The 21,359-nt window shown below is 67.8% G+C and carries 23 protein-coding genes and 2 tRNA genes; 12 read left to right on the top strand and 13 right to left on the bottom strand.

The genetic code is table 11. From position 1 onward, the window contains the following. Positions 1-29 precede the first annotated feature (29 nt). The 3 genes from rpoZ to GQ57_RS08580 are packed head-to-tail and all read right to left on the bottom strand — an operon-like array spanning position 30 to position 1,905. Complete coding sequence (gene rpoZ / locus GQ57_RS08590; RefSeq protein WP_006025620.1) at positions 30-233, bottom strand: DNA-directed RNA polymerase subunit omega; 204 nt, start codon at positions 231-233, stop codon at positions 30-32. Positions 234-291: 58 nt separating this feature from the next. Further along, positions 292-975: a guanylate kinase gene (gene gmk / locus GQ57_RS08585; protein ID WP_031402883.1), complete on the bottom strand. Its 684-nt coding sequence runs from the start codon at positions 973-975 to the stop codon at positions 292-294. A 6-nt stretch (positions 976-981) separates the two neighbouring features. Further along, positions 982-1,905 (bottom strand): YicC/YloC family endoribonuclease, encoded by a 924-nt coding sequence (locus tag GQ57_RS08580; RefSeq protein ID WP_031402884.1) that lies wholly within the window; start codon positions 1,903-1,905, stop codon positions 982-984. Positions 1,906-2,078: 173 nt separating this feature from the next. Here GQ57_RS08580 and rph point away from each other — a divergent pair, with 173 nt between their 5' ends. The 9 genes from rph (at position 2,079) to GQ57_RS08535 (ending at position 8,551) form a co-directional block, all read left to right on the top strand. Beyond that, positions 2,079-2,819 carry a ribonuclease PH gene (rph, locus tag GQ57_RS08575; RefSeq protein ID WP_034197632.1) on the top strand — a complete coding sequence of 247 codons (741 nt, stop codon included), beginning with the start codon at positions 2,079-2,081 and terminating at the stop codon, positions 2,817-2,819. Next, the gene (gene rdgB / locus GQ57_RS08570) at positions 2,812-3,438 is read left to right on the top strand and encodes an RdgB/HAM1 family non-canonical purine NTP pyrophosphatase (RefSeq protein ID WP_031402886.1); all 627 of its coding nucleotides are present in this window, start codon (positions 2,812-2,814) and stop codon (positions 3,436-3,438) included. Before rph ends, rdgB begins: the two co-directional genes overlap by 8 nt. 34 nt (positions 3,439-3,472) lie before the next feature. Beyond that, positions 3,473-4,687, top strand: coding sequence for a radical SAM family heme chaperone HemW (gene hemW, locus GQ57_RS08565; protein ID WP_031402887.1), 1,215 nt, complete (start codon positions 3,473-3,475; stop codon positions 4,685-4,687). A 42-nt stretch (positions 4,688-4,729) separates the two neighbouring features. Continuing rightward, positions 4,730-4,817 (top strand) — tRNA-Ser (locus tag GQ57_RS08560). Positions 4,818-4,957: 140 nt separating this feature from the next. Next, positions 4,958-5,353 carry a hypothetical protein gene (locus GQ57_RS08555; protein WP_031402888.1) on the top strand — a complete coding sequence of 132 codons (396 nt, stop codon included), beginning with the start codon at positions 4,958-4,960 and terminating at the stop codon, positions 5,351-5,353. A 216-nt stretch (positions 5,354-5,569) separates the two neighbouring features. Further along, positions 5,570-5,863, top strand: coding sequence for a hypothetical protein (locus GQ57_RS08550; protein ID WP_031402889.1), 294 nt, complete (start codon positions 5,570-5,572; stop codon positions 5,861-5,863). A 312-nt stretch (positions 5,864-6,175) separates the two neighbouring features. Then, positions 6,176-6,664 carry an energy transducer TonB family protein gene (locus GQ57_RS08545; protein ID WP_031402890.1) on the top strand — a complete coding sequence of 163 codons (489 nt, stop codon included), beginning with the start codon at positions 6,176-6,178 and terminating at the stop codon, positions 6,662-6,664. A gap of 292 nt (positions 6,665-6,956) precedes the next feature. Continuing rightward, entirely contained in the window at positions 6,957-8,267 is a 1,311-nt protein-coding gene (locus tag GQ57_RS08540; RefSeq protein WP_031402891.1) for an MFS transporter, read from the top strand. 104 nt (positions 8,268-8,371) lie between these two features. After that, positions 8,372-8,551, top strand: coding sequence for a hypothetical protein (locus GQ57_RS08535; protein ID WP_021164136.1), 180 nt, complete (start codon positions 8,372-8,374; stop codon positions 8,549-8,551). 14 nt (positions 8,552-8,565) lie between these two features. Here GQ57_RS08535 and waaC read toward each other — a convergent pair whose 3' ends face one another. Then, positions 8,566-9,564 carry a lipopolysaccharide heptosyltransferase I gene (gene waaC / locus GQ57_RS08530; protein ID WP_031402892.1) on the bottom strand — a complete coding sequence of 333 codons (999 nt, stop codon included), beginning with the start codon at positions 9,562-9,564 and terminating at the stop codon, positions 8,566-8,568. 170 nt (positions 9,565-9,734) lie between these two features. Between waaC and GQ57_RS08525 the strand changes: the two genes are divergently transcribed. After that, positions 9,735-11,288 carry a chloride channel protein gene (locus GQ57_RS08525; RefSeq protein ID WP_034197631.1) on the top strand — a complete coding sequence of 518 codons (1,554 nt, stop codon included), beginning with the start codon at positions 9,735-9,737 and terminating at the stop codon, positions 11,286-11,288. 116 nt (positions 11,289-11,404) lie between these two features. Here the strand turns inward: GQ57_RS08525 and GQ57_RS08515 are convergent, their stop codons facing one another. The 5 genes from GQ57_RS08515 to GQ57_RS08495 form a co-directional block, all read right to left on the bottom strand. Beyond that, positions 11,405-11,806, bottom strand: coding sequence for a YXWGXW repeat-containing protein (locus GQ57_RS08515; protein ID WP_031402895.1), 402 nt, complete (start codon positions 11,804-11,806; stop codon positions 11,405-11,407). 160 nt (positions 11,807-11,966) lie between these two features. Continuing rightward, a complete protein-coding gene (gene minE, locus GQ57_RS08510; RefSeq protein WP_006400798.1) occupies positions 11,967-12,221 on the bottom strand; it encodes a cell division topological specificity factor MinE in 255 nt (84 codons plus the stop codon). Positions 12,222-12,233: 12 nt separating this feature from the next. Further along, positions 12,234-13,049: a septum site-determining protein MinD gene (gene minD, locus GQ57_RS08505; protein ID WP_031402897.1), complete on the bottom strand. Its 816-nt coding sequence runs from the start codon at positions 13,047-13,049 to the stop codon at positions 12,234-12,236. A 59-nt stretch (positions 13,050-13,108) separates the two neighbouring features. Then, the gene (gene minC, locus GQ57_RS08500; protein WP_031402898.1) at positions 13,109-13,879 is read right to left on the bottom strand and encodes a septum site-determining protein MinC; all 771 of its coding nucleotides are present in this window, start codon (positions 13,877-13,879) and stop codon (positions 13,109-13,111) included. A 161-nt stretch (positions 13,880-14,040) separates the two neighbouring features. After that, positions 14,041-14,553 carry a GNAT family N-acetyltransferase gene (locus tag GQ57_RS08495; protein WP_031402899.1) on the bottom strand — a complete coding sequence of 171 codons (513 nt, stop codon included), beginning with the start codon at positions 14,551-14,553 and terminating at the stop codon, positions 14,041-14,043. 667 nt (positions 14,554-15,220) lie between these two features. Here GQ57_RS08495 and GQ57_RS08490 point away from each other — a divergent pair. Continuing rightward, entirely contained in the window at positions 15,221-16,381 is a 1,161-nt protein-coding gene (locus GQ57_RS08490) for an alkane 1-monooxygenase (protein ID WP_034197630.1), read from the top strand. A gap of 103 nt (positions 16,382-16,484) precedes the next feature. Here GQ57_RS08490 and GQ57_RS08485 read toward each other — a convergent pair whose 3' ends face one another. The 4 genes from GQ57_RS08485 to serS form a co-directional block, all read right to left on the bottom strand. Further along, a complete protein-coding gene (locus tag GQ57_RS08485; protein ID WP_031402901.1) occupies positions 16,485-18,020 on the bottom strand; it encodes a methyl-accepting chemotaxis protein in 1,536 nt (511 codons plus the stop codon). 144 nt (positions 18,021-18,164) lie between these two features. After that, positions 18,165-19,118: a phosphatase PAP2 family protein gene (locus tag GQ57_RS08480; protein WP_063934563.1), complete on the bottom strand. Its 954-nt coding sequence runs from the start codon at positions 19,116-19,118 to the stop codon at positions 18,165-18,167. A gap of 202 nt (positions 19,119-19,320) precedes the next feature. Then, a tRNA-Ser gene (locus tag GQ57_RS08475) sits at positions 19,321-19,411 on the bottom strand. 117 nt (positions 19,412-19,528) lie between these two features. Beyond that, positions 19,529-20,830: a serine--tRNA ligase gene (gene serS, locus GQ57_RS08470; RefSeq protein ID WP_031402903.1), complete on the bottom strand. Its 1,302-nt coding sequence runs from the start codon at positions 20,828-20,830 to the stop codon at positions 19,529-19,531. A gap of 252 nt (positions 20,831-21,082) precedes the next feature. Here serS and GQ57_RS08465 point away from each other — a divergent pair, with 252 nt between their 5' ends. Continuing rightward, positions 21,083-21,349, top strand: a complete 267-nt coding sequence (locus GQ57_RS08465) for a DUF2164 domain-containing protein (RefSeq protein WP_031402904.1) — start codon at positions 21,083-21,085, stop codon at positions 21,347-21,349. Positions 21,350-21,359: the final 10 nt, after the last annotated feature.

The following is a 21,359-nucleotide window of genomic DNA, read 5'->3' as shown; positions in this document are numbered from 1 at the left end:
TTACATGGCTGGAACGGGCCGGATGCGCGTTACACCGGCACCTTCTTCAGCATCTCGACACCGACCTGACCGGCGGCGATTTCGCGCAGCGCGACGACGGTCGGCTTGTCGCGGCTTTCGATCTTCGGCGTATGGCCTTGCGCGAGCTGCCGCGCGCGATAGGTGGCGGCGAGCGCCAGTTCGAAGCGGTTCGGGATTTGCTTCAGGCAGTCTTCGACGGTAATGCGAGCCATGTTGGTAATTCCTTCTGAATATAGTCCCTATTCTACCTTATGTCCCTCGTCCCCCGCGTCATTCCGCGTGGGGCAGATGGATGCCGAGCTCGATGAACAGCTCCGTGTGTCGCGCGTACTGCGAAGCAAAGCGCAGGCGCGTGGCCGCGACGATGCATTCGAGCTCCGCGAGCGCCCGCTCGAAATTCTCGTTGATCACCACGTATTCCGCTTCCGACGCGTGCGCGATCTCGCTGCCGGCGGCCAGCAGGCGCCGCGTGATCACGTTCGGCTCGTCCTGGCCGCGCTTCTTCAGGCGCTCCTCGAGCGCGTCGAGCGACGGCGGCAGGATGAAGATGCCGACCGCGTTGCGGAACTGCTTCTTCACCTGCAACGCGCCCTGCCAGTCGATCTCGAGCAGCACGTCGTGGCCGCTCTTCATCTGCTCCTCGATCCAGACGCGCGACGTGCCGTAGTAGTTGCCGTGCACTTCCGCGCTTTCGAGGAATTCGTGCGCCGCATGACGTGCGCGGAAATCGTCGACCGTCGTGAAGTGATAGTGCTGGCCGTCCTGTTCGCCCGGACGCGGCTTGCGCGTCGTGTACGAGATCGACAGGCAGATGTCGCTGTCCTTCGACAGCAGCGCATTCACGAGGGTCGACTTGCCGGCGCCCGACGGCGCGACGACCATGAAAAGGTTGCCGGGATAGACGCCGCCGTGCAGCGAATGCGACGCGTGGACGTCGCGGTTGGATTCCGTCATGTTGCTTTACTCCAGGTTTTGCACTTGCTCGCGCATCTGCTCGATCAGCAGCTTGAGCGCCATCGACGCGTCGGCCAGTTCCTTCGCCGCCGCCTTCGAGCCGAGCGTGTTCGCTTCGCGATTCAGTTCCTGCATCATGAAGTCGAGACGCTTGCCGACGCGGCCGCCCTTCTCGATCACATGGCGCGTTTCGTTCAGGTGCGCGGTGAGCCGCGACAGCTCTTCCGCGATGTCGATCCGGATCCCGTACATCGTCACTTCCTGCCGGATGCGCTCCGCTGCTTCCTCGCGCGTCACGATCGGCGCGCTGCCTTCGGGCGCCGCGATGCCGAGCGCCTCCTGCAACCGCTCGACGATCTTCTGCTGATGCTTCGCGATCAGCTCCGGCACGAGCGGCGTGATGCGCGCGACGATGGCTTCCATCTCGGCAACGTTCGACAGCAGCATCGTCGCCAGTTGCGCGCCTTCGCGCGAACGCACGACGACGAGCTCGCCGATCGCTTCCTTGCCGCATGCGAGCACCGCGTCGCGGATCGCTTCCGCCGACACGCCGCTCTCGGCCAGCACGCCGGGCCAGCGCAGGATCTCGCCCGCGCGCAGGCGGCCGACGCCCGGGAACGTGTCGAGCACCGAGCGCTCGAGTTCGGCAAGCTGGCCCAGCGCCGACTGGTTCAGCGCGCCCGCGCCGATGCTCTGCTCGCCGCGCTGCAGGTTGATGCGAACGTCGACCTTGCCGCGCGACAGCTTGTTCATCAGCATTTCGCGCAGGGCGGGTTCGCACGCCCGCACGTCGTCCGGCATCCGGAAATTCAGGTCGAGGAAGCGCGAGTTCACGGTGCGCAGTTCGACCGACACGCTGGTGCCGCCGTTGCCGGTGGCCGTCACGAGTTCGCGCGTCGCGCTCGCGTAGCCCGTCATGCTGTAGATCATGGTTCGTCTCGCCGTCTGGGTGCCCTTGCGGGCGGGGATATGTCGAGGCGCCCGGCGCATCGGAAAGCGCGGGGCGGGAAGCGCGCATTATCCCATTTTTGCGGGCCGCCCCGCCGGGCAGGCCCGCCGTTCGGCGCTAGAATCGGGGTTTCCTCTCGTTTCGCGATTCCAACATGACGTCCTCCCTGTCCCGCCCGAGCGGCCGCCGCGCCGACGAACTGCGCAAGGTCGCCCTCACGCGCCACTACACGAAACATGCCGAAGGCTCCGTGCTGGTCGAATTCGGCGACACCAAGGTGCTCTGCACCGCGAGCGTCGCCGAGCGCGTGCCCGAGTTCCTGCGCGAGCGCGGGCAAGGCTGGCTGACCGCCGAGTACGGCATGCTGCCGCGCGCGACGCATACGCGCAGCGATCGCGAAGCCGCGCGCGGCAAGCAGACCGGCCGCACGCAGGAAATTCAGCGCCTGATCGGCCGCGCGCTGCGCGCGGTGTTCGACCTCGAGGCGCTCGGCCCGCGCACGATCCACATCGACTGCGACGTGATCCAGGCCGACGGCGGCACGCGCACGGCGAGCATCACCGGCGCATTCGTCGCCGCGCACGACGCCGTGTCGACGCTGATCGCGGCCGGCAAGCTCACGCGCTCGCCGATCACCGACCACGTCGCCGCGATCTCGGTCGGCGTGTACGAAGGCGCACCGGTGCTCGATCTCGATTACGCGGAAGATTCGCGCTGCGACACCGACATGAACGTCGTGATGACGGGCGCCGGCGGCTTCGTCGAAGTCCAGGGCACGGCGGAAGGCGCGGCGTTCTCGCGCGCCGAGATGAACGCGCTGCTCGACCTCGCGCAAGGCGGGATCGGCGCGCTCGTCCGGCTCCAGAAAGACGTGCTGGGTGCCGGACATGCCTGACGACCGCACCATCGCGCCGCTGTCGCGCATCGTTCTCGCGTCGAACAACGCCGGCAAGCTGCGCGAATTCGCCGCGCTGTTCTCGACGGTCGGCATCGAGATCGTCCCGCAGGGCGACCTGGCGGTGCCCGAGGCGGAAGAGCCGTTCGGCACGTTCATCGAGAACGCGCTGACGAAGGCGCGTCACGCGTCGCGGCTCACCGGGCTGCCGGCGATCGCCGACGATTCGGGCCTGTGCGTGCGCGTGCTGCGCGGCGCGCCGGGCGTCTATTCGGCACGCTACGCGCAGCGCGCCGGCCGCGACAAGGGCGACGCGGCGAACAACGCGTATCTCGTCGAGCAACTGCACGGCGTCGACGACCGGCGCGCATACTATTGCTGCGTGCTCGCGCTGGTGCGCCACGCGGACGACCCCGAGCCGCTGTTCGCCGAAGGACGCTGGTCGGGCGAGATCGTCGACACGCCGCGCGGCGAGCACGGATTCGGCTACGACCCGTATTTCTACCTGCCGTCGCTCGGCGCGACGGCCGCCGAACTCGAGCCGGCCGTGAAGAACACGCACAGCCATCGCGCGCTGGCGTTGAAAGCGCTGCTCGCGCGGCTCGCGGAGGAAGCATGAGCGTGCCCGATACCCGTTCGCCGCCGGAGGCCGCATGAGCCGCGCCGCGGAAACCGGCGCGCGCGTCGTCGCGACCTTCACGTCGCCCGGCCAGGTGCGGCTGACGTCGCTGCCGCCGCTCGCGCTGTACGTGCATTTTCCGTGGTGCGTTCGCAAGTGCCCGTACTGCGATTTCAACTCGCACGAATGGAAGGGTGAGCGGTTTCCGGAAACCGAGTATCTCGACGCGCTGCGCGCCGATCTCGAACAGGCGCTGCCGCTCGTGTGGGGCCGGCAGGTGCATACCGTGTTCATCGGCGGCGGCACGCCGAGCCTGCTGTCGGCGGCCGGCCTCGACCGGATGCTGTCCGACGTACGCGCGCTGCTGCCGCTCGACGCCGATGCGGAAATCACGCTCGAGGCGAATCCGGGCACCTTCGAGGCCGCGAAGTTCGCGCAGTTCCGCGCGAGCGGCGTGAATCGGCTGTCGGTGGGCATCCAGAGCTTCAACGAGACGCACCTGAAGGCGCTCGGCCGGATACACGACACCGCGCAGGCGCGCGCGGCCGTCGAGATCGCCGCGAAGAACTTCGACAACTTCAACCTCGACCTGATGTTCGCGCTGCCGAACCAGACGCTCGACGAATGCCGCACCGACATCGAGACCGCGCTGTCTTACGCGCCGCCGCATCTGTCGCTGTATCACCTGACGCTCGAGCCGAATACGCTGTTCGCGAAATACCCGCCCGTCGTGCCCGACGACGACGCATCGGCCGACATGCAGGAATGGATCCACGCACGCACGGCCGAGGCCGGCTACGGTCGCTACGAGGTTTCCGCGTACGCGAAGCCGAATCATCAGTGCAAGCACAACCTGAACTACTGGCGCTTCGGCGACTATCTCGGGATCGGGGCGGGCGCGCATACGAAACTGTCGTTCCCGAACCGCATCCTGCGACAGGCGCGCTACAAGCATCCGGCGACCTTCATCGAGCAGGCGCTGGCCGGCACGCCCGTGCAGGAAGAGCGCGAAGTCGGCGCGCGCGACCTGCCGTTCGAGTTCATGCTGAACACGCTGCGGCTCGTCGAGGGCTTCCCCGTGCACAGCTTCGCCGAGCGCACCGGCCTGCCGATGAGCACGATCGAGCCGGCATTGCAGGAGGCGGAACGGCGCGGGCTGATCGCGCGCGATTTCGCGCAAGTCGCGCCGACGCCGCTCGGCCAGCGTTTCCTCAACGACCTGCAGGAATTGTTCCTGCGCGACGACTGAAGGTGAACATCGCAGCATTTCGGTTACAATGCCGCCTCGTGTGGAAGCGTGGCCGAGCGGTTTAAGGCACTGGTCTTGAAAACCAGCGACGGGAAACTGTCCGTGAGTTCGAATCTCACCGCTTCCGCCAGGCAGTTCGCCAAACCCCGTCCATTCGCAGAATGACGGGGTTTTTTGCTTTTCGCCGCGCCCTTCCCGCACGTTCCGACGCGTCGCGCCGGATGCCGTTACAATCCGGCGCTCCGATCCGCGAAACGGGAAACCCACGTCATGAAGCCCATCATCGTCTCGTCGCTCGCCGCCATGCTGGTGGCCGTCAGCACGCACGCGGCGGCCGACACCGCCGCCGGCAGCGACGCGCAGGCATCGTGCGCGATCGCGTACGTGACCGGCGTCGGCGGCTCGCCGCGCGGCCTGAGCGAATACCTCGCGAGCCCGGCGCCGTACAACTACCTGAAGGACAACGACCTGCAGTGCAAGGTGTCGGACGACGGACGCACGTCGAACTGCACCGGCGTGACCTACCTCCGGAACGAACAGGTCAGCGTGTACGACGATTCCGATCCCGCGACGCTGACCGTCGTGGCGCGCGTGGAACTCGACCACGGCCAGAAATACCCGGTGATCGTCGTCGTGCAGCGCAAGGACGCCCGCTGCAAGCAGTGACGCAGCCATCCGCGCGCGCCCGCCGGTCGACCCGGAACGCGGGTGCGTGCCGCGCGTCGCGCGGCACCTGAACCGCGGGCGCCGGCGGCGGTCCGCGCCTGATGCCTCCCGGCCCGGCGCACCATCACCTAGAATTCGTTCATCACGGCGACACGACCGCCGCCGCGTACTCGATGCCGCACGCGCCACCCCTGCGCGCGGCACACGGAGATCGCCATGACCGACCTGTCGACACCGACGGAACACGTCGATTACGAAGGCTTCGAGATCCATGTCGTGCCGGCCATGGCACCCGGCAACGACACGCGCTACACCTACACCGGCTACGTGTGCCATCCCGGCACGAATCCCGCACTGCCCGGCCACGCGGTACCGTTCCACGCGGACGGCGAGGAAAGCTTCGCGAGCGTCGACGAAGCCGTCCACGAAGCCGTGCACATCGGCAAGAGCATCATCGACGGCACGCACCCCGACCTGTCGGTGCTGTCGCTCGTCACGCACGGCTTCTGAACCCGGCGAACCGCAACGCCCGCGATTGCGCGGGCTTCTGCCGAGGGGATGCCGCGAGACCGCCGGGTTCGGCCGGCCGCGCGCCTGCGCCCGCTCCGCGCCTTTCAATCGTGCAACGCACCGGCCGGCATGCGCCCGCGACGCATGCCGCGCGGGCGCCGTCACATGTCGCGTCCCATCGCGATGCACGGCTCGCATGCCCGCGTCATCAGCCATCGCGACACACGGCATCGCCCGTTATGCGTTTCTCCCGATATCGGCCCGCGTCGGTACGCCTATCATTTTTCTATAGTCACTTCTGGCTAGCCTCTCATGCGCCCCCTTCCCCGTCCGTGCGTCGACCGGCTGCGTGCAGTTGCGCTGGCCGTCGTCGCCCTGCTTGCCGCGTGCACGATCACGCCGCCGCCGCCGCACGCGGTCCTGACGATCCCGTCGATCACCCGCAGCGGGAACCTCGACCAGTATCGCGTCGAAGTCGCCCGGCGCGTCGCCGAACGCAACCCGGCCGGCATGCTGCACGGCACGCCGCAGGCAATGCTCCGGTCGCTCGTCGTCGTGGCATTCACGGTCGACCGCAGCGGCCGTCTCGTCAACGCATCCGTCTACCGCAGCAACGGCGACAGCGAAGCGGAGGCGCTCGCGCTCGCGTCGCTCCGGCGCTCGGCGCCGCTGCCGCCGCCGCCGACCCGACTGCTCGACGGCAACGGCCAGATCGAGATGATGGAAGGCTGGCTCTTCAACGACGACGGCCACTTCCAGTTGCAAAGCACCGCGTCCGCGCAGGCGCAATCGATCGAATGACCGGTCGCTGCCTCGCGATTGCCGGCGTGCGGCGGCGCTGGCTATAATTTTCCGCAACCGCGCGGCCATCACGCCGCGCGCGGGTTCGCGGGCCCTACCCGGCATGCGATCCGACCATGCCGGCACCGGGCGGCGGCGACCTATCCGTCTCCATCGTCGACCGGCGGGTGACGTCCGCGCGACGGCGCGCGGCCACGCCGCCACCGCCTCATCGGCTCGGCGGCTCCAGGCAGGCTTGCGCCTGCCCGAGCGCACGCCCAGCCGACCGCCCAACGATAAAACGGAGACATTCATGTCCGCATCCCCCCCGGCCGTTGCACACGCAACCGGTTCGGCCGGCGCCGTCAGCCACCGCCGCATCGTGTTCGCCAGCTTCATCGGCACCGCGATCGAGTTCTACGATTTCTACGTGTACGCAACGGCCGCCGCGCTCGTCATCGGCCCCGTCTTCTTCCCGCACGGCTCCGCGACCGCCCAGGCGCTGTCCGCATTCGTCACGTTCGGCATCGCATTCATCGCCCGCCCGATCGGCTCGTTCCTGTTCGGGCACTTCGGCGACCGCATCGGCCGCAAGTCGACGCTCGTCGCGTCGCTGCTGGTGATGGGCGTGTCGACCACCGCGATCGGCCTCGTGCCCGGTTACGACGCGATCGGCACGCTCGCCCCGGTGCTGCTGTGCGTGCTGCGCTTCGGCCAGGGGATCGGCCTCGGCGGCGAATGGGGCGGCGCGGCGCTGCTCGCGACCGAGCACGCGCCGCAGGGCAAGCGCGGCTGGTTCGGGATGTTCCCGCAGCTCGGGCCGTCGGTCGGCTTCCTGATGTCGAACGGCCTGTTCTTCGCGCTCGCGCTGTCGCTGTCCGACGAGCAGTTCCGCGGCTGGGGCTGGCGCATCCCGTTCCTGGTCAGCGCGGTGCTCGTCGCGCTCGGCCTGTACGTGCGGCTCAAGATCACCGAAACGCCCGCGTTCCAGGCCACGCTCGACCGCAACGAGCGCGTGCGCGTGCCGGTCGCCACGCTCGTCACGCAGCACTGGCGGCCGACACTGCTCGGTGCGCTCGCGATGGTCGTCTGTTACACGCTGTTCTATATCTCGACGGTGTTTTCGCTGTCGTACGGCGTGTCGACGCTGCATATCCCGCGCCAGAGCTTCCTCGGCCTGCTGTGCCTGGCGGTCGTGTTCATGGGGCTCGCGACGCCGCTGTCCGCGTGGGCGTCGGACCGCTTCGGCCGCAAGCCGGTGCTCGTCGCGGGCGGGATCGCCGCACTGCTGTCGGGGTTCGCGATGGAACCGTTGCTCGGCAGCGGCTCGATGCCGCTCGTCGCGCTGTTCCTGACGATCGAGCTGTTTCTGATGGGCGTGACGTTCGCGCCGATGGGCGCGCTGCTGCCGGAACTGTTCCCGACCCCCGTCCGCTATACGGGCGCGGGGGTCTCGTACAACCTCGGCGGGATTCTCGGCGCGTCGATCGCGCCCTATATCGCGCAACTGCTGGCCGCGCACGGCGGGCTGTCATGGGTTGGCGGCTATGTCTCGGTCGCGGCGGCGATCAGCCTGATCGGCGTGCTGCTGATGCGCGAAACGCGCGACGCATCGCTCGTCTGAGCCCCCGGGGCGACCCGGGTTGTGCGGCGGCAGGCGTTGCCTATACTCGATCCTGGGCGCGCCGTCGCGCGCCCAGCGATCCCGCCCCGAAAGGAGCCGCCGCCATGAACATCCGCCTCGGCAACGCCGATCTCGTCCTGATCCTCGCGCTCGCGCTGGGCGGCGCGCTACTGCTCGCGCTGCGCTTCCGGCCGAAGACCTGGCGCGGCCTCGTGTTCGAGGCCCTGCTGGCGAACCTGGCGGCCATCGCCGCCGTCGTCACGGTCGAGGCGCTGCTCGCCTGAGCGGCTCCGCGCCGTCAGGCAATCATCCGCGCCGGCTGCGCGCCATAGGCCGGGCCGACCGCGTCGATCGCGTCCAGCGCCTGCCGGACCGACGGCATCGCGCCCGGTTCGCCGATCGACAGCGCGTTCGGCGCGCCGCCGATTCCGCAATGATGACGCGACGTCGCGACAAAGATCATCACGGTCGGCCGTTGCAGCGCACGCGCCATGTGCACGAACCCCGTATCGACGCCCACCACGAGCGCGGCCCGGCCGAGCGCCGCGCCAAGTTCACGGACGGTCATCGCCGGCAGCACGACCGCTCCCGGCGCGCGCGCCGCGATGTCCTGCGCATCGTCATGCTCGGCCGCCGATCCCCACGGCAGCAGCACGCGCACGCCGCGCATCATCATCTGCGTGGCGAGCATGGCCCAGTGGTCGGCCGGCCATTTCTTGTCGGGATTGGACGTCGCATGGAACAGCAGCATGAACGGCGCGCTGTCGGCCACGGCCGCGGGCAGGTTCACGCCCTGCGGCGGGACGATGCCGTACGCGGCAGCGCCCGCAGGGACGTAGCCGAGCGCCTCGCCGGCGCTCACGCGCATCCCGTGCCAGGCGTCGCAGTCCGGACGCGGGCCGAAACGATGCGAATACGCGAAGCGTGCGCCCGCTTCGCCGAGATCCCGCGTCTGGTAGCCGACGCGACGCGCCGCGCGCGCCAGCACCGAAATGATGGCGCTCTTGTAGACGCCGTGCAGGTCGATCACCGCGTCGTAACGGTGCGCGCGCAGCTCACCGATCGACGCCGAGATCGCCTTCAGGTCGCCGGCATTGCGCAGCTTCTTGAAGCGGCGCAACGGCGCGCACAGCACGGCGGCCACGCCCGGATGCCAGCGCACGACCTCCGCGCACGATTCATCCACCGCCCAGTCGACCGTTACGCCAGGGAACGCGCGGTGCAGATCCGCAACAACGGGCAACGTCTGAACGACATCGCCTAGCGACGTCACTTTCACGATAAGGATACGTTTCACGATATGTGGGTAAAGGCTGGCCGATTTGACATGCTAACGATGTTGTCATGCGCAGACATTACGAGAAAATTACCTTTGCAACAAAGTGCGTCTCCTTTCAGGAAGATTCTCGATTCCCGCACCCATCCGGTTCTTTTTATAATCCGGTCTTTGCCCTCCGGCCCGCGTCGATGCCACGCCACGACATTCCTGCCCTGTTTCCCGCGCTCACCCGTCGCTCGCTGCGCATCTGGCGCCAGTACGGCGTTTTCTGGCTCGGTGCGATCGTCGTCGGCCTCGCCGCGGTGCTCTACGCGCGGCTGATCGACTGGGGCTACGAGACCTTCCGCACGATGCGCGAACACGCCGCGTGGCTGCCGCTGCTGCTGACGCCGGCGATCGCGGCCGCATCGGTATGGATCACGCGCCGCTTCTTCCGCGGTGCCGAGGGCAGCGGCATCCCGCAGGTGATCGCGACGCTGCATGCGCGCCCGAGCGCGTTCGGCGCGCGGCTGCTGACGCTGCGCATCCTGTTCGGCAAGGTGCTGGTGTCGTTCCTCGGCATCCTGGGCGGCTTCACGATCGGCCGCGAAGGGCCGACCGTGCAGGTCGGCGCGGCGCTGATGTTCAACCTGCGGCGCTTCTACCCGCGTTCGAACGCGCAGATCGAGCGCCAGCTGGTGCTGGCGGGCGCGGCGGCCGGGCTGTCGGCCGCGTTCAACACGCCGCTCGCCGGGATCGTGTTCGCGATCGAGGAACTGACGCGCAGCTTCTCGGCACGCGCGAGCGGCGTGCTGATCACGGCGATCATCCTCGCCGGCGTCGTCGCGCTCGGCCTGAACGGCAACTACACGTATTTCGGTACGATCGATGCCGGCCCCCATTTTCCGAAAATGCTGGCGATTGCCGTGCTCGTCACCGCGATCGTGACAGGGATCGCGGGCGGCCTGTTCTGCTGGCTGCTGCTCAACACCGGACGTTGGCTGCCCGCGCAACTGCTGGGCCTGTATCGCGAGCGGCCGATCACGTTCGCCGCACTGTGCGGCTTCGCGATCGCCGTCGTCGGCCTCGTCTCGGGCGGCACGACGTTCGGCAGCGGTTATGCCGAGGCGCGCGGCCTGCTCGACGGCAGCCAGCATCTTTCGGTGTTTTACCCCTTCCTGAAGATGGTGTCGATGGTCGCGTCGTACCTGCCGGGCATCCCGGGCGGGATCTTCGCGCCGTCGCTGTCGATCGGCGCCGGATTCGGCAACCTGCTGCACGTCGTGTTCAGCAACATGAGCCTGCCGATGCTGATCGCCCTTGCGATGGTCGGCTATCTGGCGGCCGTCACGCAGTCGCCGATCACGTCGTTCGTGATCGTGATGGAGATGATCAACGGTCACGCGCTCGTGATTTCGCTGATGGCCACCGCGCTGGTGTCGAGCCGCGTGTCGCGCTTCTTCGCGCCGCCGCTCTACGAAACGCTCGCCCTGCGCTATCTCGCGCCGCCCGTCGCGGCCGCGGAACCGGCCGCGGCAGGCGCCGCGGGCACATCGACGGCGGCGACCGGCGTAACCGAGCCGCAGGATGCGACCGCCGCGCCCGCCGATCCGCTCGACACGCTGCGCGACGAAGACGGCGGCGCGCCGTCCTCCGCCGCGCCGGTCGCAAGCACGCCGCACGCGGCGGCCTCGTCCGGCGTCGAGCCGGCTGCGTCCGCCGCGAACGGCCCGGCGCAGCCCGGCCCGCGCGACGCTCAGTAGATCACGACGGGCGCCGGATGGTAGTAGGCCGGCCGCGCCGGTACGACGATGCACCCGGCCAGCGTGATCGCGACGAGCGCGATGGCGATTACGGTTTTTTTCATCGCGTGCCTCGATCATGCCCAGTGGCCACGGGTCCAGAACCAGTTCGGACCGCGCTGGTCCCAGTGGCCGGGCACCCAATGCATCCCGACGCGCTCGGCTTCCCAGTGGCCGCCGATCCACACGTAGCGGCCATGATCCCAGTGCCAGTGGCCGCGCTCCCACACGTAACCGACCCGTGCGGCCGGAACGACTTCGTAGCGCACCGGCGGCGGCGCGTTCGGCGCGACGACGACGACTTCCTCGGTGCGCATGGCGACCGGCTCTGCGACGACCATGCGGCCCGGCTGCGCGATCACGGGCGCGCCGACAATGATTTCCTCCGCATGCGCGGCAAACGGCGCGACGACGGCTGACAGGCCCGCTGCGAACAGGGCGAGCGAAACGATACGACGTTGAACGGTAGAGACAGCCATCACATCCTCCTGGTTGAACAAGTTACGCGAGCGTATTCGTTCAATGCGGGAGGACCGGATTCGGCCGACAGGCGCCGTGTTACGGGATGGCCGAAAGTGCAACAGGGCGTAAGACGCGCACGGCAGCACCGGCCGCCGTGCGGAGGGACACCTGCAAGGGTCAGGCTTGCGGGATCTCGATCTTCACTTCGAGGACTTCGAGATCGTCCTGGCGCTCGAGGCTGACGCGAATGTCGTCGTTCGAAATCTGGACATACTTCGAGATGACCGCGACGAGTTCCTTCTGCAACGCGGGCAGGTAATCGGCCGGCGGCCGGCCGCCGACCCGTTCGTGCGCGATGATGAGCTGCAGGCGCTCCTTCGCGACCGATGCGGACTTCTTCTTCTCGCCGAGGAGAAACGAAAGGATGGACATGAGCGGCCTCCGTTACTTGCTGCCGAAGAGGCGCTGCAGCAGGCCCGGCTTCTGGTAGTCGGTGAAGCGCAGCGGCTTGTCTTCGCCGAGGAAGCGGGCAACGACGTCCTTGTACGCTTCCGCGACGTCGGTGCCGTCGATATGCACGGCCGGCAGGCCCTGGTTCGATGCGTGCAGCACGGCTTCCGACTCGGGCACCACGCCGATCAGCTTGATGCGCAGGATCTCGCTGATGTCCTCGAGCGACAGCATCTCGCCTTCGCTCACGCGCTTCGGGCTGTAACGCGTGATCAGCAGGTGCTCCTTGATCGGATCCTTGCCTTCGGTCCCGCGCTTCGTCTTCGACGACAGAATGCCGAGGATGCGGTCCGAGTCGCGCACCGACGACACTTCCGGGTTCGTGACGATCAGCGCTTCATCGGCGAAGTACATCGCGTGCAGCGCGCCGGCCTCGATCCCGGCCGGCGAATCGCAGACGATGAATTCGAAGTCCATCGCGGCGAGATCGTTCAGCACCTTCTCGACGCCTTCGCGCGTCAGCGCATCCTTGTCGCGCGTCTGCGACGCCGGCAGGATGAACAGGTTCTCGCACTTCTTGTCCTTGATCAGCGCCTGGTTCAGGTTCGCTTCGCCCTGGATCACGTTCACGAGGTCGTACACCACGCGACGCTCGCAGCCCATGATGAGATCGAGGTTGCGCAGGCCGACGTCGAAGTCGATCACGGCCGTCTTGTGGCCGCGCAGCGCGAGACCGGACGCAAAGCTCGCGCTCGTCGTCGTCTTGCCCACGCCGCCCTTGCCCGAGGTCACCACGATGATTTTTGCCATTTACCCAATACCCTGTGTTCGTCAATGAGAGCCGATCGATCCGGAGCGTGCCGCGTAGGTCACGTCAGGCGCAGCGGTTCGATCATCAGTTTTTCCTCTTCGAGCCGGATCTGCACCGATTTGCCCAGTACGTCGGCGGGCAGCGGGTTCTCGGTCGTTCGATAGATACCCGCGATCGAAATCAGTTCCGGTTCGAGACACGTGCAGAAAATGCGCGCGTCGTGATTGCCGTGCACACCCGCGAGCGCGCGGCCGCGCAACGGCGCGTAGATGTGGATATTGCCTTCCGCGATGATCTCCGCGCCGTGACTGACCGGCGCGAGCACCACGAGGTCTCCTTTCGCGTAAATCTGCTGCCCCGAACGCAACGGCCGGTCGATCACGAGCGTCTGGCCGCCCGCCTGCGACACGGCCGGCGCGGGCTCCGGCGCCGGTTCGGCTGCCGGAGCGGCGACGGCGGCTTCGGCGGCAGGCGCCGGTTCCGCGTCGTCGGCCAGCTTCGCGGCCGGGGCGCGGCGATCACGCGCCTCGAGCAACGGCAGGCCGGCGTCCCCCGCCCAGCCCTGCGTTGCCAGCGCCACGACGCCCACCGGGCGCATCCGCACGTCGCTCAACATCTGGCGGATGTCCGCCAGCGCGACGCGTTCGCCGTCCGCCAGGCGGCGAACGTCGATCGCGACGACATCGTCGGCGAAAAACTCGGGAGTCGCTTCGAAGCGCTTGACCAGTTCGGCACGCAACGCATCGAGATCGGTCGTCTTCACGGTGAACAGCAACGTATCGACCGATCCGCTGCGCAGCTCGAAGAATGGCGATTTTTTAAGCGACATGGACACTCTGCAAAAATTTTTTGCGTATTTTACAGGCGTCCACGCGTGCGGCCATTATTTTTGGGAAGCCGGGTTGCGGCGGCCCGGGCGGGGCCGCAACCGGCAGGCGGGCGGGCGACCGGACCTTGGTCGCGCCGCACGGCCCGCATCCTGACCTTGCGTCAGTGCTTCACCTGCGACACGTACAGCGATTTCATCGCGCCGGGCATCCGCGCGATCGGCGCGTGTTCGCCGGTATTGCCGAAACCCGCGCGTTCGTAGAAGCGGATCGCGTTGCGGTTCGCATCGGCGATCCATGCGTAGACGTCCTCGGCGCCGCGCTCGGCGAGCCATGCGGTGGCCGTCTCCAGCAGCAGCACGCCGCCACGCAGATGGCGCACCGCGTGCGCGACCCACAGCTCGCTGACGAACGCGCGCCGCTCCGGCGTGTTGTCGAAGTACGCGCCGATCATGCCGGCCGGATGGCCTTCGGTGTACAGCAGGAAAGTCGTCGATTCGTCAGACATGGCGCGCTGCGCGGCGATCGCCGACGCTGCGTCCGTTTCGACGTTCAGCAATTCGGCCTCCGGCGCTTCGCCGGGCGCGTAGGGCTCGCGCAGCGACGCGGCGCGGAGTTCGCGATACACGCTACCCTGGTCGGCAACGATACGACGAACGGTCAAGGTCGAACTCATGCAGGCACAGCCCCCTTCGGACAGCAAGCTACTAGCTTCAACCGAAAGCGGGGCATGAGTCAAATCGTTATTTTCAAATGACGGCGAGAATCGAAAGGCAGCAGCGCCGCCGGCAGCCGGGTACGCCGGTTCATGTGCGAGTGCAGCATCGCCGGATCGGCGCACGCCGTCGGACGACGGCGACGGTGCTGCCGTCCGGGCCGCGGCGCCGCACGCCTTGCGACGCGCGGCCGTCGCGCTTCGGGCCCGACCCATTTCACCGCGAAAACCGTCATGACAGGTAAAACGGACGAGCCTGTCGGCCCGCCTCGCGGGTGCCTGTTCCGTCAAGCATATTGCGATGCAACATTTGTTGCAGACACGCCAACCCATTGTCCGCACGCATCGCCGCCGGCCATCCGTCTGACGAACCCGCTGCCGGGCCGGGTCGATCCGGCGCGTCCCGCATGTTTCAATCGGCGCGCGCCGGCCCTTCCCGGCCCGCGCCCCACGCGCCCCGGCGTTTGGAGCCGCGCGCCTAGCGCCGGGGTTTGGCAAGCGCGCGCATGGATCGTATAACAGGCAGAACCGGGGGAAGATCCGGTGCCGCCGCGCACGTCGCGGTCCCGCGAGCATACGAACAACCGTACATGCGGCCGCCCTCGGGCCGGCCGACAGGAGGGAGACAATGGCAACGACCGACGGATCGGCCTCGGGCTGGTCGGATGGCAAGCGTTACCTGTGGCTGCTCGGCGCGCTGACGATCACGCTGCCGATCCTCGCCGCCCAGCTCGCGCTGTCGACGGGCCTGCACGTGTTCTGGTGGTTCGGCCCGCTGTTCGCGTTCGGCGTGATCCCGATCCTCGATACGCTGATCGGCGACGATCGCGACAATCCGCCCGAGACCGTCGTCCCGCACCTCGAGCGGGAGCGCTATTACCGGCTCATCGTCTATCTCGCGACCTTCGTCGAATACGTCGCGTTCTTCGTGTGCGTCTGGATCGTCGGCACGCATGCGCTCGCATGGTACGACTACGTCGGCTTCGCGCTGTCGCTCGGCGCCGCGACCGGCATCTCGATCAACACCGCACACGAACTCGGGCACAAGACCGACCGCTTCGAGCGCTGGCTCGCGAAGATCACGCTCGCGCCGGTCGCGTACGGCCACTTCTACGTCGAACACAACCGCGGCCACCACGTGCGCGTCGCGACGGCCGAGGATCCGGCGAGCGCGCGCTACGGCGAATCGTTCTGGGCCTTCCTGCCGCGCACCGTGACCGGCAGCATCCGCTCGGCGTGGCGGCTCGAAAAGGCACGCCTCGAACGGCTCGGGCATTCGCCCTGGACCTGGCGCAACGAAGTGCTGCACGCCTGGGCGATGACCGTCGTCGTATGGGGCATCGCGATCGCGATGGCCGGCAAGGTCGTGATCCCGTTCCTCGTGATCCAGGCCGTCTACGGCGCGTCGCTGCTCGAGGTCGTGAACTACGTCGAGCATTACGGCCTCGGCCGCCGCAAGCTGCCGAGCGGCCGCTACGAACGCTGCACGCCGCAGCATTCGTGGAACAGCAATCACGTCGTCACCAATCTGTTCCTGTACCAGCTGCAGCGGCACGCCGACCATCATGCGAATCCGACGCGCTCGTACCAGGCGCTGCGCCACTTCGACGATTCGCCGCAACTGCCGGCCGGCTACGCGACGATGATCCTGTTCGCGTACGTGCCGCCGCTCTGGTACCGCGTGATGAATCCGCGCGTGGTCGCCCACTACGGCGGCGACATGGCGCAATCGAACATCAAGCCGTCGATCCGCGCCAAAGTGCTCGCTCAGTTTCCGGCCGCGGCCTGATCGCGGGGAACCGGCCGGCAAGGGCCGGCCCCGGCGAACCGCCGGATGTCGGCGTCGTCGCCGCGCCCTGCGCCACCGAAGTCCGGCGCGCCGGGCACGGCCGTTACGCCGCTTCCGGCAGCCTGAACACGGCCACCGCGTGCCGCAGCGCGCTCGCCTGCTCGGCCAGTGCCTGCGTCGCGGCGGATGCCTGTTCGACGAGCGCCGCGTTGCGCTGCGTCGCTTCGTCCATCTGCGTCACCGCGATGTTCACCTGCTGGATGCCGCCGCTCTGCTCCTGCGACGCGGACGAGATCTCGCCGACGATCGTCGTGACCCGCTGCACCGCGCTCACGATCTCGTGAATCGACGCGCCCGCGCGGCCGATCAGCACGGCGCCTTCGTCGACCCGGCGCGTCGATTGCTCGATGAGCCCCTTGATCTCCTTCGCGGCGGCGGCGCTGCGCTGCGCGAGCGTGCGGACTTCCGCCGCGACGACCGCGAAGCCGCGCCCCTGTTCGCCCGCACGGGCCGCCTCGACCGCCGCGTTCAATGCGAGGATGTTGGTCTGGAACGCGATGCCGTCGATCACCGAGATGATCTCGCCGACCTTCGCCGAGCTGTCCGCGATGCCGGTCATCGTGCCGACGGCGTCCGTCATCACGCCGCCGCCTGCCGACGCGATGCTGGACGCGTCGTGCGCCAGTTGCGCCGCGTGCTGCGCGTGCTCGGCCGACTGGCGCACGCTGCCCGTGAGTTCGGTCATGCTGGCGGCAGTTTCCTCGAGCGACGCGGCCTGCGCCTCGGTACGCGCCGACAGGTCGTAATTGCCCGACGCGATCTGCGCGCTCGCCGTCGCGACGGCTTCGGCGTGCGTACGCACCTCGAGCACCACCCCCGACAGGCTCGCCTGCATCGCCTGCAGCGCGCGCAGCAGGTCGGCGATCTCGTCACGGCCGCTCGCATCGACGCGACGCGTCAGGTCGCCGCCGGCGACGGCTTGCGCGCAGGCCACCGCACGGTCGAGCGGCCGCAGGATCGCACGGCTGAACAGGAATGCACCGACCATCGCGACGGCCAGTACGATCAGCATCAGCACGAGGCTCGCGGCGGTGGCGTGCTGCGCGTCGCGGCTCGCCTGCGCCGACACCGTGGCGCTCTCGTCGGCGATCGATTTCGCGGCCCGCTCCAGCAGGGCCGCCGGTTCGCGGTCGACGCCCGCCACGGCGGCATCGCCGGCCGACATCTCGAAGCCGGCGGCCTTGAATGCGTCGAAGCCGCGCCGGTACCCCTCGCCCATCTCCGTGTGCGCGCGCATGAACTGCTCGACGAGCGAGCGGCTCTCGCCCTGCGGCAACTGGTGCACGAGCTGCGCGGCGAGCGCATCGACCGTACGCTCGCGCGTCTGGAACGCCTGCCAGTACTGGTCGAGCTTCCCGGGCTGCTTGCCGCGCAACAGCGTGTCCTTCCATTCCTGCACCTGCAGCTTGAACTGCACGAGCGTGGCCGACACGAGCCGCTCGTCGCCGACATTCGTCTGCACGTCTTCGGCGAACGTATCGATCGAACGGTTGAGTATGTGGATACCGTACAGCGCGCCACAGAACATCAGCAACAGCGCGACGGCGAATGCGAGGGGAATCTTGTAGCTCAGCTTCATGGGACCTTGAATCGACGGGAAACGATGCGGCCGGGCAAGGGCGCCCGCCGCCGCTCCGTGTTAACGGCGCGGAAAACGCAGGCTTAAAACTGAGGAAAGCGGTGAAAGCCGGACGCCGCGCGTGCGCTTCAGCGCGTGGCGCGCTCAGGTCGAATGCGTCGCGCGGGGCGCCGTTGTCGCGGCAACCCGCGAGCCCGCCATCCGGCGGCGCACGGCGACGATCGACAGCACGCCGAAGACGATCCCGGCGAGCACATCGGCAAGATAATGGCCGCCCTGCGTCGGCGACGACGCGATCATCACGGCATTCAGCGCGAGCGCGGCGGGAAACACGTAGCGGACGTGCCGTACCGCGTACGCGAGCAACAGCGCCAGCATCACGTGGAACGACGGCATCGACACGAGCCCCTGCGAGTCGGACAGGCTGAAGCGCCGAAGCTGCCCGCTGCGCAGCAGGTCGTAGTGAGACACGGTCGACGCCGTGCCCGGATCGGCGATGCCGAAATGGACGAATGCGCTTCGCGCCGGGAACGGCGTCGAGACGAGCACGGCGACGAGCAGCGCGAATGCGAACAGCGCCATGAATTCGGCGAGGTCGTCGTAGCGCCGCGTGATCGCGAGGATGAACGGAACGGCCACCAGTTGCACGATGCTGCTGCGATACGCCACCGCCAGCACGCGCTGCAGTCCGGCATGCGCGCCCAGCCAGCCATACAGGTCGGGCCAGTGAAAGCCGAGCAGCGCATCGAAGCGGACGAGATCGGCGTCGATCGACGGCGGCGCGAGCGCCACGCACCGATAGTCGAGCAGCACGACCGCCTGGCTGAAGGCGGCGATCGTCACGATACAGAGCAGGGCCAGCGCCGCTTCGCGCCATCGCCACGCATGGGCGCGCTTGCAATGGCGCGGCGTGCGCGACAGCACGATCAATGCCGTCGCAACCGCGATGGCCGCGCATCCTGCCAGCCCCGCGAAAATCGCCGCGTCGCCCAACGCCAGCGCGATGCCGACGCCCTGCGCGCCGCGAATGCCCGCGACGGCAATGACGACGGTCAGCAGCGCAATGCCCGTCAGGACTTTCGGCACTCGGTTCGTCATCGGATCGCGGGGTTCGCCGCGCGGCGCGGCTGCATCGAGGACGCGGCACGATCATGCCGCGCGGTTGGCCGTCATCGTACCAGCCCGATCCGGATGTGCCGACGGCGCGGATGTTGCCGCCGCAACGGTTTGCGACACATGCGCGGCGCAAGCCCAAAACGAAAAACCCCTTGATCCTTCCGGATCAAGGGGCTTCGTATTTTGGCGGAGAGGGTGGGATTCGAACCCACGGTACGGGGAAACCGTACGCCTGATTTCGAGTCAGGTACATTCGACCACTCTGCCACCTCTCCTTCCTTACTGCATTTCGCGGTTGGTCGTTTCCGCGAAAGAAAAGATTATAAGACGATCTCTTCTGAACTGACAAGCCCTTTTTGCAAATTATTTTGCGAGGGCTTCGGCCGCCTGCATCACGATGCCCGTACCGGCGCGTCGATCCGCTCGATACCGCCCATGTACGGACGCAGCACTTCCGGCACCGTGACCGAACCGTCGGCGTTCTGGTAGTTCTCCAGCACCGCGACGAGCGTGCGGCCGACCGCGAGGCCCGACCCGTTCAGCGTATGCACGAGCTCGGGCTTGCCCTGCGCGTTGCGGAAACGCGCCTGCATCCGGCGCGCCTGGAACGACTCGGTATTCGAGCAGCTCGAGATCTCGCGATAGGTGTTCTGCGCGGGCAGCCACACCTCGAGGTCGAACGTCTTCGCGGCCGAGAAGCCCATGTCGCCCGTGCACAGCGTGATCACGCGGTACGGCAGGCCGAGCTTCTGCAGGATCGCTTCCGCATGACCGACCATTTCGTCGAGCGCCGCATACGACGTTTCCGGCGCGACGACCTGCACCATCTCGACCTTGTCGAACTGGTGCTGGCGGATCATCCCGCGCGTGTCGCGGCCGTACGAGCCGGCTTCCGAACGGAAGCACGGCGAATGCGCGGTCAGCTTGATCGGCAGCGCGGACGCGTCGACGATCGACTCGCGCACGGTGTTGGTCAGCGAGATCTCGGACGTCGAGATCAGGTATTGCGTGACCGTGTTCTCTTCGCCGCCCTTCTCGACGCGGAACATGTCGTCCGCGAACTTCGGCAACTGGCCCGTGCCGTACAGGATCTCGGGGTTCACGATGTACGGCGTATACGCTTCCGTGTAGCCGTGCTGCTGCGTGTGCGTGTCGATCATGAACTGCGCGAGTGCGCGGTGCAGCCGCGCGATCGGGCCGCGCAGCATCGTGAAGCGCGCGCCAGCGAGCTTCGCGCCCGTCTCGAAATCGAGGCCGAGCGGCGTGCCGACGTCGACGTGATCCTTCACCTCGAAATCGAACGTGCGCGGCGTGCCCCAGCGGCGCGCCTCGACGTTGCCGGCTTCGTCCTTGCCGACCGGCACGCTTTCGTGCGCGACGTTCGGCATGCCCAGCATCAGGTCGGACAGGCGCGCCTGGATATCGCCGAGCTTGGCTTCCGACGCCTTCATTTCGTCGCCGATGCCGCCGACCTCGGCCATCACGGCCGACGCGTCCTCGCCCTTCCCCTTCATCACGCCGATCTGCTTCGACAGGCTGTTGCGGCGCGCCTGGAGCTCTTCGGTGCGGGTCTGGATCGCGCGGCGTTCCGCTTCGAGGGCGGAGAACGCGGCGACGTCGAGGGTGTAGCCGCGATCGGCGAGGCGCTGGGCGACGCCGTCGAGGTCTTTGCGCAGCAACTGGATGTCGAGCATGGGAGGACTTGGAAAATCGTTGTGTAAGACGGGAATTCTAACGCACCGCGGGGCCGCCACGGCACCGGACGAACGGACAATGCCGTAAACGGGCGATGACCGGGGTAAGGCGGCCATGGCAGTATCGCATTGCCGGTTCGCGTGCGGCGCCCGCACAGCGCGCGGCGTCGCAACATCGCGGATCGCAAGACGCCCGCGTCCGCCGCCGGCGCGTCAACCGAAGCCCCCGCCAACCGCCAACCGAGGAAACCGATGGCCATCGAACTGGACAAGGACGTGCGCGACCGCGCGATCGCGTCGCTGCAACGCTATTTCACGGAAAACATGGACGAGCCGATCGGCAACATCCAGGCCGGCGCGCTGCTGCACTTCTTCGTCGAGGAAATCGCGCCCGTGATCTACAACCTCGCGATCGCCGACGCGCAGCAGAGCCTGCACGCCCGCGTCACCGAACTCGACATCGAATGCCACCAGGAGCCGTTCGGCTACTGGAAGAAGCAGCCGGCCCGCAAGCGCTGACGCGTTCGCG

Origin of the sequence: Burkholderia sp. MSh2 (assembly GCF_000731655.1) — a bacterium.
GTDB lineage: Bacteria > Pseudomonadota > Gammaproteobacteria > Burkholderiales > Burkholderiaceae > Burkholderia > Burkholderia paludis.
The sequence above is the reverse complement of the archived record's forward strand: the minus strand, read 5'-3'. Positions and strand labels throughout refer to the sequence as shown.